The sequence below is a fragment of the Pseudoduganella buxea genome, assembly GCF_009720835.1.
Taxonomy (GTDB): domain Bacteria; phylum Pseudomonadota; class Gammaproteobacteria; order Burkholderiales; family Burkholderiaceae_D; genus Rugamonas; species Rugamonas buxea.
The window spans coordinates 26,302-37,859 of record NZ_WNKZ01000015.1 but is presented as its reverse complement, the minus strand read 5'-3'; the positions used below and the strand labels follow the sequence as shown (position 1 = coordinate 37,859).

At 67.8% G+C, this 11,558-nt stretch carries 10 protein-coding genes and 1 tRNA gene; 2 read left to right on the top strand and 9 right to left on the bottom strand.

The genetic code is table 11. The features are described from left to right. Positions 1-91: 91 nt before the first annotated feature. Together GM672_RS07855 and GM672_RS07850 are read left to right on the top strand one after the other, a co-directional pair. A tRNA-Arg gene (locus GM672_RS07855) sits at positions 92-166 on the top strand. 530 nt (positions 167-696) lie between these two features. Beyond that, positions 697-1,689, top strand: coding sequence for an eCIS core domain-containing protein (locus GM672_RS07850; protein ID WP_155469974.1), 993 nt, complete (start codon positions 697-699; stop codon positions 1,687-1,689). A gap of 149 nt (positions 1,690-1,838) precedes the next feature. Here GM672_RS07850 and GM672_RS07845 read toward each other — a convergent pair whose 3' ends face one another. From GM672_RS07845 to GM672_RS07805, 9 genes are all read right to left on the bottom strand, one after another. Next, positions 1,839-2,882 carry a glycosyltransferase family 2 protein gene (locus GM672_RS07845; RefSeq protein WP_155469973.1) on the bottom strand — a complete coding sequence of 348 codons (1,044 nt, stop codon included), beginning with the start codon at positions 2,880-2,882 and terminating at the stop codon, positions 1,839-1,841. A gap of 118 nt (positions 2,883-3,000) precedes the next feature. After that, positions 3,001-3,393 (bottom strand): RidA family protein, encoded by a 393-nt coding sequence (locus GM672_RS07840; RefSeq protein ID WP_155469972.1) that lies wholly within the window; start codon positions 3,391-3,393, stop codon positions 3,001-3,003. 10 nt (positions 3,394-3,403) lie between these two features. Beyond that, a complete protein-coding gene (locus GM672_RS07835) occupies positions 3,404-4,576 on the bottom strand; it encodes an acyl-CoA dehydrogenase family protein (protein ID WP_155469971.1) in 1,173 nt (390 codons plus the stop codon). A 1-nt stretch (position 4,577) separates the two neighbouring features. Further along, complete coding sequence (locus GM672_RS07830) at positions 4,578-5,432, bottom strand: enoyl-CoA hydratase family protein (RefSeq protein WP_155469970.1); 855 nt, start codon at positions 5,430-5,432, stop codon at positions 4,578-4,580. A gap of 34 nt (positions 5,433-5,466) precedes the next feature. Then, positions 5,467-6,054 (bottom strand): serine O-acetyltransferase, encoded by a 588-nt coding sequence (locus GM672_RS07825; protein ID WP_155469969.1) that lies wholly within the window; start codon positions 6,052-6,054, stop codon positions 5,467-5,469. A gap of 51 nt (positions 6,055-6,105) precedes the next feature. Then, complete coding sequence (locus GM672_RS07820) at positions 6,106-6,633, bottom strand: MarR family winged helix-turn-helix transcriptional regulator (RefSeq protein ID WP_229427717.1); 528 nt, start codon at positions 6,631-6,633, stop codon at positions 6,106-6,108. Beyond that, complete coding sequence (locus GM672_RS07815) at positions 6,630-8,984, bottom strand: bifunctional salicylyl-CoA 5-hydroxylase/oxidoreductase (protein WP_155469968.1); 2,355 nt, start codon at positions 8,982-8,984, stop codon at positions 6,630-6,632. The genes GM672_RS07820 and GM672_RS07815 overlap by 4 nt, the downstream gene beginning before the upstream one ends. Then, positions 8,981-10,636, bottom strand: coding sequence for an AMP-binding protein (locus tag GM672_RS07810; protein ID WP_155469967.1), 1,656 nt, complete (start codon positions 10,634-10,636; stop codon positions 8,981-8,983). Before GM672_RS07810 ends, GM672_RS07815 begins: the two co-directional genes overlap by 4 nt. Positions 10,637-10,857: 221 nt before the next feature. Then, positions 10,858-11,556 (bottom strand): response regulator, encoded by a 699-nt coding sequence (locus GM672_RS07805; protein ID WP_229417611.1) that lies wholly within the window; start codon positions 11,554-11,556, stop codon positions 10,858-10,860. Positions 11,557-11,558 lie beyond the last annotated feature (2 nt).

Here is an 11,558-nt window from a genome sequence, read left to right as displayed (position 1 = left end):
TTCGATGCGTGAAACCGCCATTGTACCGGGCCGGTGCAGATCGACATAACTTTTTGCCGCCCCTCGGCTATAATTGCGCTCGCTTGGCGACCTCCCCGTAGCACAATGGATAGTGCACATGCCTCCTAAGCGTGGGATACTGGTTCGATTCCAGTCGGGGGGACCACCAGTGCATCGCAGGTCGCCTCGATCTTCGCAAGACTGCCTTCCAAGCCCGTTACGACACGGCTGCCGCACCACCTTCGCACTCCTTCCTGCATCAGTCCATCTCGGCAATTCGTTGCCACCGTTTGTTGGTAGCTTTCTGCCTCACCGGCATCGTAAAAGCACCAGGCGACAGCATGGGTGGCGGACAGCCTTGTCCGCAACGCACCTGCTCTCCTGTCTCGCGAATGGCGCTTCGGGGCGGCGGGTCGCTGGCCGGCGATTCACGGAACCGGCGATAGGCGAACTGGGCCATAAGAATTCGGCGGCGGCGCCGGCGCCAACATAACTTTAGAGATAACACTGCAGTGCCCTCCACGGTATTGCCATCCACGTCCACGGATAACAACACGGCCAGACAAGTATCTTGCTTCCCCCTACCGATATGCTATGTTATCCAAGCAGGACATAAAAAATACAACGCGCCAGCGATAACCACGCCGCAGAGTAGACGCATTTTTTTCTAGGGATAAACCTTCCAGGGGATATAAAATGTCGATCACTTCTGCAGCCGTCCGGTTGCTTTTTTTCTTTCTAGCGTTGATTTTTTCCTTGCCTGGCTACGCGTGCGGCGACTGTGAATACGAAGCCTGCGTCCTCGGCCGGTGTGCATGCCTGCCAAAAAGCGGATGCATCCTGCAACAACTTCCCGCACCGGTCCGCCCGCCCGATCCCGGCATATATACGGAAAAATTGAAGCATGACCCGATCGGGGCAATCGTCAATCCCCTCGGCTCGTATAACCCGACAGGCATACCCCAGCCAGGCGACATCATGGAGTTCGCAGTCAAGAATCCGGACCAGGTCATCAGCCTGGTCCAGAATCCCGGCCAGGTTTTATACACTCCGGTGATTGCATCGATAATCTCCGGAAGAAATGCCGTCCTGGCGAACGACCCGCGGCCTATTCCGGATGACATAAAACGATTTCTGCTGCGCTGGCATAGCAGGGAACTAATCGATTCCGTTCGATGGACCTCGAATTGGAGCCTCGTGCAAAACACGCTCCAGACTGCCCAGATGCGATTTAACGGCCGGACGCAAGCGATTGCATTAATCAATACGGTTGTCTTCCGGGATGCCCGGGCGGCAAACGATGCTGCGCTGTGGGCGCACGAAATGGTCCACGTCCAGCAATATCGCGATTGGGGCGTGCCGAGATTTGCGCAAACCTGGGTAAATCATTCCTCCGACGCCGGCCCCGTCGAAGCACCTGCCTATGCCAGGGGTGAAGAAGCCGAGTCGATACTTGCAGGTCGGGGCAACAGTAATGTCTTCCACAATGCAAATCTTCCCGTGGCGGGCCAGCCGCAACGACTGCCGTCCGGGACGCCGCTCGCAGGATGTGGTTGCTGGGGCTTTGTTGATGCGAACGCATCGGCGATGGCACCGATGTGTCAGTCCGGTATCGAAGGACCGCAAATGTGCGGTCCAATGGGTGTATGCGCTGGCGGTGGCGCGCCCTGGATGCGCGTTTGTCGATAGCAGTGCGGCGTTCGTGCCTCCCGCCGCGAGCGCGGCAATGGCCTACGCTGCGTCAGCGTCACTTGCTGCGAGTGACCCGCTGCGCCACCAGGCGTTGGCGGTGGCGCAGCGGGATGACGAGCGTTACTGTCGGCAAGGCATCGGAAGGCCTATCCCCGCACCTGCTCGCTCAGTTCCCGCGACGAAATCGCCTGCATCGGATCGCGCGCCCCGCGCAGGAAGCCGCGCAGGGCACCTACCGTGTTCATGTGCCAGGAAAGCACACTGATCAGTGCTCCCTCCAGGTTGCGCTTCTTCCAGGTCAGCAAGCCGATGACGCCGCACCACGCCACCAGCGGTATCGCCACCAGTGCCGGCCATGGCGCGCCGGCGATGGCGGCAACAGCCATCAGGGCGAAGGCGAAAGCATACACGACCGGCGCGGCAAACACGAACCACACCGTCCGGGCTGCCCGCCCGAACCATGGCCGGCCCAGCGCACTGCGCAGGAACATGCCGCTGGCATCGATACGGCGGCTGCGCCACAGCCGGCTCAGCATCTGCAGCGACGTTTCGGCGTGGCCGGAATGGAGAATGGCCGGGTCGCTCAGGCGCACCAGCCGGTAACCGGCTGCCTGCAGCCGCACCGCCAGCTCCGCTTCCTCGTAGGCCGGCAGCCACCGGTTCGACAGGTAGCCGACCTGCTCGATGGCTTCACGCCGGTACAGGCCGCCACCGCCCAGCGCCGACACCACCTGCTCGGTGCGCAGCGAGGCATAGTATTCGTTGCGCTTGCGGTCCGCCTCGGTACGGATATGGGTATCCATCAGGCGGCCGCCGACACCGGCCACACCGGGATTGGCCTGCAGGTAGGCATGGGCCCGCCCCAGGAATTCCGGCACCAGCTGCATGTCGCCGTCCAGCACATAGAGATAGCGGCCCAGCGCATACTGATACCCCAGCTGCAAGGTAGCGCCGCAGCTGCGGTCGGCGGCATTGTCGAACTGCACGATGCGCACGCCCATTTCGGCCGCGATTGCCACCGTACGGTCGGTGGACACGGAATCGGCCAGCAGTACCTCGCCACGAATGCCGGGCATGGCGGCCAGCGCCTGCTGCGCCGAGCGCAGGCAGGCTTCGATATGGCGCTCTTCGTTGAGGGCCTTGACGAGGACAGTGATCTCTACCTGCCCGGCGGAAGTGAAAGCGTTCATTGCAAGCTGATTTTCGTTGGTGGTGGGACGGACGGCCGGGGTGGACATTCTTACAACGCCTATTGTAGCGGAAAGCGCCGCTGCAGCGCAGCATCGCCCGCCGGCGCCGGCCCGCGCGCTACCGGGGCACCACGGCTGTCACTTCGATCTCGACCCGGGCGCGCGGCTCCATCAGCGCAACCACCGCCACCGCCGACATGGCGGGATAGTGGCGGCCGATCACGTCCCGGTAGGCCAGGCCGATGGCCTTCTGTGCGGCCAGATATTCGGCCCGGTCGACGACATACCACGTCATGCGCACGATATGTTCCGGCAAGGCGCCGGCCTGCGCCAGCACCGTCACGACGTTTTCCAGCGCCTGGCGCGTCTGCGCGGCCAGCTCGTCGCTGTGGAAGACGCCTGCCGCGTCCCAGCCCACCATGCCGCTGACGAAAACCATGCGGCCGCTGGCGGCAACGCCGTTGGCATAGCCCTTCGGGGGTGCCCAGCCGGGCGGTTGCAGGAACTCCATCGCCATCTCCTTACACCGGCGCGCGCAACAGTTCCCGCGCGATGATCAACTGCTGCACTTCGGTGGCGCCCTCGTAGATGCGCAGGGCGCGGATCTCGCGGTACAGCCGCTCCACGGTTTCGCCGCTGACGACGCCCTGCCCGCCGAACAACTGCACCGCCGCGTCGATCACCTGCTGCGCCGTCTCGGTTGCCGTCATCTTCGCCATCGCCGCTTCCTTCGTCACGTTGCGGCCCTGGTCGCGCTGCCACGCGGCGCGGTAGGTCAGCAAGGCCGCCGCGTCGATGCCCGTGGCCATCTGCGCCAGCCTGGCCTGGGTGATCTGGAAGTCGGCCAGCTTGTGGCCGAACATGGCACGCGACCTGGCCCGGCCCAGCGCCTCGTCCAGCGCGCGTCGCGCGAATCCCAGCGCAGCCGCCGCCACGGAGGTGCGGAACACGTCCAGCGTGGCCATCGCCACCTTGAAGCCCTGCCCGGCCGCGCCGATGCGCCGTGTGGCGGGAATGCGGCAGTTCTCGAAGCGCAGCCGCGCCAGCGGGTGCGGCGCGATGACGGCGATGCGCTCGGCGATGGTCAGCCCGGGTGTATTGCCGTCGACGACAAAGGCGCTGATGCCGCGCGACCCCAGCGCCTCGCCAGTGCGCGCGAACACCACGTAGAAGTCGGCGATGCCGCCGTTCGAAATCCACGTCTTCTCGCCATCGAGCACGTAATGCTCGCCGTCCGCCACGGCCGCGCAGGCCAGCGCGGCCACGTCGGAACCGGCGTCCGGTTCGGACAGCGCAAAGGCGGCAATGGCTTCACCGCGTGCCACCCGGGGCAGGTAGCTTTCGCGCTGCTCCGGCGTGCCGAACAGGCTGATGGCCCCCGAACCCAGTCCCTGCATGGCGAAGGCGAAATCGGCCAGGCCCTCATGGCGCGCCAGCGTTTCGCGGATCAGGCAGATGGCGCGGGTATCGATGGCATCGCCGGCCCCGCCCACGTCGCTGCCGCCGACGGCGTGGCGCAGCCAGCCGCCCTCACCCAGGCGGCGCACCAGATCGCGGCAGGCGCCATCGACATCCTTGCCATGCCGTTCATGCACGTGCGCCACGTCGCTTGCGGCCCAGGCGTCGAGCTCGCGCGCCAGCGCGGCATGGCGCGGCTCGAAGAAGGGCCAATCCAGGTAGTCCTTGTCCGCCATGTCAGTCCCCTTCGAAGACGGGCTTCTGTTTCGCCACGAACGCGTGGTAGGCCCGGTGAAAGTCGTTGGTGGCCATGCAGATGGCCTGCGCCTGCGCTTCGGCCTCGATGGCTTCGTCCATGCCCATGTTCCATTCCTGCTGCAGCATGTTCTTCGTCATGCCATGGGCGAAGGTGGGTCCCCGCGCCAGCTCCAGGGCCAGGCCTCGCGCTGCCGCCAGCAGTCCCTCGGGCGGGTGCAGGCTGTTGAAGAAGCCCCACCGTTCGCCTTCGGTGCCGGACATGGCGCGCCCCGTGTACAGCAGCTCGGACGCCCTGCCCTGCCCGATCACGCGCGGCAGCAGCGCGCAGGCGCCCATGTCGCAGCCGGCCAGGCCGACGCGGGTAAACAGGAAGGCCGTCTTGCTGCGCTCCGTGCCGAAGCGAATGTCCGAAGCCAGCGCCAGCATCGCGCCCGCGCCGGCGCAGATGCCGTCGATGGCGGCAACCACCGGCTGCGGACAGGCCCGCATGGCCTTGACGACGTCGCCCGTCAGGCGCGTGAAGGCCAGCAGGCCCGGCATGTCCAGCTTCGTCAGGGGGCCGATGATCTCGTGCACGTCGCCACCGGAACAGAAGTTCTCGCCGGCGCCGGCGATCACGACGGCCTTGACGTCGGCGGCCGTGGCCAGCGCGCGGAACAGGTCGCGCAGCTCCGCATACGAATCGAAGGTCAGCGGATTCTTGCGCTCCGGCCGGTTCAAGGTCAAGGTGGCCACGCCGGCGTCCACGGTGAACAGGAAGTGCCGCGCGGCGTAGGCGGCCAGTTGCGCCCCGTGGCCGGGCAGCGCATGTGCTTGTCCCTGCAGGTAGTTCATGCTTCCCCCTCGTTACCGGCACGGCACCGGCGTTCTATTCCTCGTTTGCGCCCAGCGGCACCCGGTTGAACACGTCCGGCGTGCAGCCGCTTTTGACCACCTGCGCCGGATTGCCCGTCACCACCGAATGGGGCGGCACGTCCTCGGTGACGAGCGCGCCGGCGCCGATCCGGCTGCCGCGACCGATGCGCACGCCGCCGACGATGGTGGCGTGCGGCCCGATCCACACCTCATCCTCGATCACCGGGTAGCTCGTGTGACGCGCGCCGTCGGCGCCGATGCGGTCGCGCCGGCCCAATGTCACGCCATGGAACAGTGTGACGTTGGCACCGATGTCGGCGCCGCCGTTGACGACCAGCGACCAGCCGTGCGTCAACGCCAGGCCCGGCCCGATCCGGGTCGACCATGGAAAGTCCATGCCGGCCAGGTGGGTGGCGAATTTGTGCAGCAGTTTGCAGGCCGGCAGCAGCACGCGGGCGGCGCCGCCCCGGTGATGGACGGCCTGGCACAGGCGCATCGTCACAACGGGACGAAACGTGCGGCTGGTCAGCGCGCCCTTGAGTGTCAGGCCGGTACCATGGCGGCCGAATTGGCGATAAGTGTCCGCTTGCAGTGGTGTCATGTCGGGTCGGTTGCAGCTCAGCGATAGGGCAGCCATTGTATTTCATTTTTGTCAAATCGGCGATTGGTCCGCCCCGTCCGGCACCGCCTCCTGGCGCGCGTCGAGGTGGCCCTTCATGCGCGTGAGCAGCGCCATCAGGTCGGCCTTGTCCTCGTCCGGCACATCCTGCAGCAGCTCAATGACCCACTGTTCGTGCACCCGCGCCATGTCGCCGAAGGCACGCCGCCCGGCCGGCGTCAGGCTGATGCCGAAGGCCCTGCCGTCGCGCGGATCGGCCGTGCGGCGCACCAGGCCCTCCCGTTCCAACTGGCTGGCGATGCCGGTGACGTTGCCGCCCGTGACCATCATGCGCTTCGACAGCTCGCCCATGCGCAACCCCTGCGGATGGCGCTCCAGCTGCGCCATCAGGTCGAAGCGGGGCAGCGTGATGCCAAAGCGGGCCCGCAGCCGCGAACGGATTTCGTTCTCGATCTTCATGCTGCACGACAGCATGCGTAACCACAGCCGCAAGGACTGGTGATGGTCCTCGGTCAGCCGGCTGGCCAGGTCGGGCTTGCCCCACGCTTGATCTTCGCTCACGTTCTTCCCTCGTTCAATTGCCCCTGCTGCCGCGCCAGGTTGCGTTCCATCTGCTGCTTGCCGGGCAGGTACTGGCGCGGCCACGGCACGGGTGTGTAGCCGATGCGCGCCGCCTCGGCCAGGGTCCAGGCCGGGTTGGCCAGGTGCGGCCGGCCCACGGCGCACAGGTCGGCGCGACCGGCCGCGATGATGCCGTTGGCATGGTCGGCCTCGAAGATCGAACCGACCGCCATCGTCGCGATGCCCGCCTCGTTGCGCACGCGGTCGGCGAACGGCGCCTGGAACATGCGCCCGTAGGCCGGCCGTTCGCGCTTGCTGACCTGGCCGGACGAGCAATCGATGATGTCCGCGCCGGTGGCCTTGAACAGGCGCGCGATGGCCACCGCGTCGTCCGGCGTGATGCCTCCTTCGACCCAGTCGTGGGCCGAGATGCGCACGCTCATCGGCAGGTGGGCCGGCCACGCCGCGCGCATGGCGGCAAACACCCGCAGCGGGAAGCGGCAGCGGTTTTCCAGGCTGCCGCCAAATGCGTCCGTGCGCTGGTTCGTCAATGGCGAGATGAACGAGGACAGCAGGTAGCCGTGGGCACAGTGCAGTTCCAGCCAGTCGAAGCCGGCATCGCGCGCGGCCAGGGTGGCGCGCACGAAATCGGCCTCGATGCGGGCCATGTCGTCATGGGAGACCTCGCGCGCCACTTGCGACACGCCTTCCAGGTACTGCTGGGGCGAGGCCGACAGCAGCGGCCAGTTACCCGCATCGAGCGGCTGGTCGATGCCGTCCCACATGGCGCGCGTGGAGCCCTTTGCGCCCGCATGGCCCAGCTGGATGCCGATCTTCGCGTCCGAGATGGCATGCACGCACTCGACGATGCGCCGCCACGCCGCCGTATGTTCCGGCGCGTACAGGCCGGGGCAGGCCGGCGTGATGCGCCCGTCCGCCGACACGCACGTCATCTCGGCCATCACGAGCGCGGCGCCGCCCAGAGCGCGGGCACCCAGGTGCACCATGTGCCAGTCGCCCACGATGCCGTCCACGGCGCTGTACTGGGCCATCGGCGAGACGACGATGCGGTTCTTCAGCACCACTTCCCTGACCCGCAGCGGCGTGAACATGGGCGGGATGGTGCGACCGCCGGCGTCGTCCGGCGCCGGCAGGCCGGCCTGCGCGAAAGCGCGCGCGGCGAACCACTGTTCGTAGCCGGCCACGTAGTGCGCGTCGCGCAGGCGCAGGTTCTCGTGCGACAGGCGCTGGCTGCGCGTGAGCATCGAATAGGCGAACTGCGGCGCCTCCAGCGCCGTGTAGCGCTGCACGTTCTCGAACCATTCCATCGAGTTGCGCGCCGCGCTCTGGATCTTCAGAACCTCCACCGAACGCGCCTGTTCATAGGCCGCCAGCGCCGCCGGCAAGGCCGCCACGCCGCCGCCGGCCTCGCCGATGGCGCGCGCCAGCTCGATCGCGTCCTCCAGCGCCAGCTTGGTGCCCGAGCCGATCGAGAAGTGCGCCGTGTGGGCGGCGTCGCCCATCAGCACGACGGGCACGCCGCCGTGCCAGTGCACCCAGCGCTCGCAGACGATCCGGGGGAACCGGATCCACATGGCCGAGCCGCGCAGGTGCGCGGCATTCGACAGCAACCGGTGGCCGTCGAGCCGGTCGGCGAACAGGCGCTCGCAGAAGGCGATGGCTTCGTCCTGGCCCATTGCCTCGAGACCGGATGCGCGCCACACTTCTTCCGGCGTTTCGATGATGAAGGTGGAGGTTGCACCATCGAACTGGTAGATATGGGCCTGGAACCAGCCATGTTTCGTGGCGCGGAAGTCGAAGGTGAAGGCATCGAATTTCTTCGTCGTGCCCAGCCACACGAAGCGGCACTGGCGCGCCTCGACCTGGGGCTGGTAGGTGTGGGCGTAGCGCGTGCGGATGCGGCTGTTCAGGCCGTCGGCGGCGATCACCAGGTCCGCTTCGTAGCGCCGGGCCAGCGGCTCGTCCTCCAGCACGTCCGTCTCGAACACCAGTTCCACGCCCAGTTCCTCGCAGCGCTGCTGCAGGATGTTCAGCAGGCGCTTGCGGCCGATGCCGCAGAAGCCGTGCCCGCCCGAGCGCACCACCTCGTCCTTGAAGAACACCTCGATATCGTCCCAGTGGTTGAAGGCCTGCAGGATCTGCCGCGCCGTCACCTCGTCCGCGGCCACCAGGTTGGCCAGGGTCTGGTCGGAAAACACGACGCCCCAGCCGAACGTGTCGTAGGGCCGGTTGCGCTCGACGACGACGACGCGGTGCGATGGCTGCTGGCGCTTCATCAGCAGCGCGAAATACAGGCCGGCCGGACCGCCGCCGATGCAGACGATATTCATGCCGCCCCTCCCTGTTCGCGCAGCCGGAAGCGCTGCAGCTTGCCCGTCTGCGTGCGCGGCAGCGACTGCGCGAACACGACCGAACGGGGGTATTTGTACGGCGCGATCTGCGCCTTGACGAATTCCTGCAGCTGGCAGGCCAGTTCGGGCGACGGCGCGTGGCCCGGCTGCAGCACCACGTGGGCCTCGACCACCTGGCCCCGCTCCGCGTCGGGCCGGCCGATCACGCCGCATTCGGCCACGGCCGGGTGGCGCAGCAGCGCGTCCTCCACTTCCGGACCGGCGATGTTGTAGCCGGCCGAGATGATCATGTCATCCGTGCGCGAGCGGTAGATGAAGTAGCCGTCCGCATCCATCTCGTAGGCGTCGCCCGTCAGGTTCCAGCCGTCCACCACGTAGTCCCGCTGGCGCTCGTCGGCCAGGTAGCGGCAGCCGGTCGGCCCCTTGACCGCCAGGCGCCCCACCACGCCCGGACCGACGGGCTTGCCGGCGCCATCGAGGATGCAGGCACGGTAGCCCGGCACGGGCTTGCCGGTGGCGCCGGGGCGGATGTCGTCGCCGGCCGCGGCGATAAAGATATGCAGCATCTCGGTCGCGCCGATGCCGTCGATCATGCGCAGTCCCGTCGCATCCTGCCAGGCCTGGCGCGTCGCCAGCGGCAGGGCCTCGCCGGCCGATACCGTCCTGGCCAGGCTGGAAAGGTCGAAGCGGGGCGCCAGCGCCGCCATCTGGCGATAGAAGGTGGGCGCCGTGAAGCAGACCGTGGCCCGGTGGCGCTCGATGGCCGCCAGCAGCAACTCCGGCGTGGGCTTTTCCAGCAGCACGGCGGCCGCGCCGACCCGCAGCGGGAACAGCAGCAGCCCGCCCAGGCCGAAGGTGAAGGCCAGCGGCGGCGTGCCGATGAACAGGTCGTCCGGTCCTGCGCGCAAGGTATGGCGGGGAAAGCAGTCGCAGATGGCCAGCACGTCGCGGTGGAAGTGCATCGTTCCTTTCGGCACGCCAGTGGTGCCGGAGGTGAAGGCGATCAGGCAGACGTCAATGGCGGCCGTGTCGCAGGCGGCGAAGGGGGCGTCGTGGCACGCCATCAGCGCTTCCAGCGATTCCTGCCCCGGCTCGGGCGCGCCGAAGCACACCGGGCGGGGCACGCCGGGCACGTTGTCCAGTTCTCCGCACAGGCTGGCCGCGCACAGCACGGCGTCGACCCGGGCCCGTTCGGCGATGACGGCCAGCTCGCGCGCGCGCAGCAGCGGCATGGTCGGCACCGCGACCAGGCCGGCCTTGAACACGGCCAGGATGGCGGCCGCCAGCAGCGGCGTGTTGGCCCCGCGCAGCAGCACGCGGTTGCCGGGCACCAGGCCCAGGGGTCCGCGCAGTACATGGGCGATGCGGTCGACCTGGTCCAGCAGCTGGGCGTAGGTCCAGGTGGTGTCGGCACCGGCGTTGGCACCCGCCCTGGCGCCGGTCAACGCCGGCCGCGCGCCGTGACCGGCGGCGACGGCCCGGTCGAGCAGTTCGACGGCGCAGTTCAGGCGTGGGGGGTACTGCAGTTCCGGCAGTTCGAACAGCAGCTCGGGCCACTCCTCGCGCGGCGGCAGATGTTCGCGCGCGAACGGATCGGTGTGTGCGCTGGCGGTGGATGCTGCTCCGGTCATGAATCCCCCCTGGTCGGCATGGGTTGGACTGCGAAGCATTTACTTTAAACTTGAACTATATTGACTGCAAGGCAAACCTGCGCCGAACCGGGGTTTGCCGAATGCCTGGCGCACCGGCGCGGCCCGGCGCAAGGCCTACGCACCGACGCGGCCTGGCGCAAGGTCTACGCACCGGCGCGGCCTGGCGCAAGGTCTACGAACCGGCGCGGCCCGGCACCGGGTCAACGAACCAGCGCGGCCTGGCGCTGGAGCGCATCGAGCACCTCGTCGAGCGCGGCGCGCACGGCGGCGCTGCTCAAGTGGGCCGCTTCCAGGCCGCGCACGACAGCCAGGGCGCCGTGCAGGCCGAGCGTGGCGCAGCCGGCGCCGATGCGTTCCAGCCTGGCGCGGGCGCCCTGCTGGTCGCCCCGCTCGATCAGGGCGGCGATATCGGAGGGGGCCATGGCCAGCTGCTGCTCGAAACCGGCCAGGTAGGCCTGCAGGCGCGGTGCGTCGATGCCCAGGCGGGCCTGGGTGGCGGCTGGCGCCTCGGCCGGCAGGTCGCGCACGGCGCCGCCCAGCAGGCTGGCCAGGTGGGCCCGTACATGATCGGCTTCGAAGGGCTTGACGACATAGCCGGACGCGCCGGCCAGCGTGGCCTGCTGCACCGTGGCGCGGTCGCTGGCCGACGACACCAGCACCAGCGGCAGGCCCGCCAGGGCGGGATCGGCCCGCACCCGCTGCAGCAGCTCCATGCCGGACAGGCGCGGCATGCGCAGGTCGCAGAAACAGATGGCCGGGCGCAGGCCCGCCTGCAGGCGGCCCCACGCATCGAAACCGTCTTCCGCCTCCGTGATGTCGAATTTGCCACTGCTGTCGATCAGGTGCATCAGCATCATGCGCGACACGACGTCGTCGTCTACCACCAGAACTTTCGTCAACA

Bases quoted from the DNA above. Each gene is read 5' to 3' on its own strand.
- GM672_RS07850 (WP_155469974.1), top strand. From the start codon at position 697: ATGTCGATCACTTCTGCAGCCGTCCGGTTGCTTTTTTTCTTTCTAGCG.
- GM672_RS07845 (WP_155469973.1), bottom strand. From the start codon at position 2,882: ATGAACGCTTTCACTTCCGCCGGGCAGGTAGAGATCACTGTCCTCGTC.
- GM672_RS07840 (WP_155469972.1), bottom strand. From the start codon at position 3,393: ATGGAGTTCCTGCAACCGCCCGGCTGGGCACCCCCGAAGGGCTATGCC.
- GM672_RS07835 (WP_155469971.1), bottom strand. From the start codon at position 4,576: ATGGCGGACAAGGACTACCTGGATTGGCCCTTCTTCGAGCCGCGCCAT.
- GM672_RS07830 (WP_155469970.1), bottom strand. From the start codon at position 5,432: ATGAACTACCTGCAGGGACAAGCACATGCGCTGCCCGGCCACGGGGCG.
- GM672_RS07825 (WP_155469969.1), bottom strand. From the start codon at position 6,054: ATGACACCACTGCAAGCGGACACTTATCGCCAATTCGGCCGCCATGGT.
- GM672_RS07815 (WP_155469968.1), bottom strand. From the start codon at position 8,984: ATGAATATCGTCTGCATCGGCGGCGGTCCGGCCGGCCTGTATTTCGCG.
- GM672_RS07810 (WP_155469967.1), bottom strand. From the start codon at position 10,636: ATGACCGGAGCAGCATCCACCGCCAGCGCACACACCGATCCGTTCGCG.